Here is a 1,437-nt window from a genome sequence, read left to right as displayed (position 1 = left end):
CGCTGGCACTGCGCCCACCGCGGGCCCCGGTGCCGCCCCCCGTCCTGCCGGTGTCCCCACGGCGGGCCCTGGCGCGGCGCCCGCCTCCGCCGGACAAGCGCCTGTCGCGGGCCCGGGTGCCCGCCCGGGTCCGCCCGTCGTCGGGGCTCCGTCCGCGGCCCCCGCGGCATCCGCCCCGGCGCCCGGCGCGGATCAGCTGCCCGTGCTGCGCCAGCTCGCCGCGACCCTGAAGGGACAGAACCACTTCCAGCGGCTCGGCCTCACCGAACAGACGGAAGGCGGCGCGGTGAAGGTGGCCTACTTCCGCCTCGCCAAGCTCTACCACCCGGACACCCTGCCCCAGGGCGCCCCGCCGGAGCTGGAGAAGCTCCAGGCGGAGGTGTTCGCGTACATCGGCGACGCGTACCGGACGCTCACGGACGACAAGAGCCGCGCGGCCTACATCGAGGAACTCAAGAGCGGCGGCGGCGAAGGCGTGGACATCCACGCCATCCTCGAAGCCGAGGAGCTGTTCCAGAAGTCCTGCATCCTGGTGAAGGCGCGCAAGTACCCCGAAGCCGTGAAGATGCTCAGCGACGCCATCGCCCTCAACGCCGAAGAGCCGGAGTTCTTCGCCTGGCGTGGCTACGCGCGCTTCCTCGCCTCCCCTGACAAGAAGGCCGCCCAGCCGGAGGCGTTCCGGGAGATCCAGGCCGCCATCAAGCGCAACGAGCGCTGCGCCCCCGCCCACTACTTCCTGGGCGTCATCGCCAAGCTGAGCGGCGACGTCACCGGCGCCCTCAAGCACTTCAAGCGCACCGTCGAGCTGCAACCGGACCACATCGACGCGATGCGGGAGATCCGCATGGCGGCCCAAAAGAAGTAGGGTGCGCCCCTTTTCGCGGATCCCGGTCCCCCCAACGGCCCGGCGCCCGCGCCCTTCTCAAGGAGACACCCCATGCCCCTCACCGGGAAACAGCGCCGCCACCTGCGAGGCCTCGGCCACCACCTGGAGCCGGTGGTCATCGTCGGCCAGTCCGGCGTCACCGACGGCGTCATCTCCGCCGTCGAGCAGGCGCTGAACGACCACGAGCTCATCAAGGTGAAGATCAACGAGGGCCCCGACGGACGCCACGAGGGCGCGGACCGCCTCGCCGAGGCCACCGGCGCGGAACTCGCGCAGCTGCTCGGCCGCACCGCCCTGCTCTTCAAGAAGCGCAAGGACAAGTCCCGCTTCGAGGACATCCTCAAGGGCCCGCACGAGCCCAAGCCCGCCCCCAAGACGGAAGAGAAGCCGAAGCCGCGTCGGCGTTAGTCGCAACGCTTTCCAGGGGTCGCGGGGAAAACAGCCCGGCCTGCGCATTTTGTGTGGGCCTGGGAGCAGACGGGCGCTCGTACCGGGTTGGAAATGCCCCTACGCTGTGGGTCTTCCCCCCGCGGAGGTGACGTGTACCCCCC

General features: G+C 70.9%; 2 protein-coding genes. Both read left to right on the top strand.

Annotated features, from left to right (window positions below; all coding sequences use genetic code 11):
* Positions 1–865: DnaJ domain-containing protein (locus D7X12_RS41340; protein ID WP_147444000.1), on the top strand; the 865-nt coding region annotated here is incomplete at its 5' end.
* Positions 866–937: 72 nt separating this feature from the next.
* Positions 938–1,294: a ribosome assembly RNA-binding protein YhbY gene (gene yhbY / locus D7X12_RS41335; protein WP_120630562.1), complete on the top strand. Its 357-nt coding sequence runs from the start codon at positions 938–940 to the stop codon at positions 1,292–1,294.
* Positions 1,295–1,437: the final 143 nt, after the last annotated feature.

It is taken from the genome of Corallococcus sicarius (assembly GCF_003611735.1).
Classification (GTDB): Bacteria; Myxococcota; Myxococcia; order Myxococcales; family Myxococcaceae; genus Corallococcus; species Corallococcus sicarius.
The sequence above is the reverse complement of the archived record's forward strand: the minus strand, read 5'-3'. Positions and strand labels throughout refer to the sequence as shown.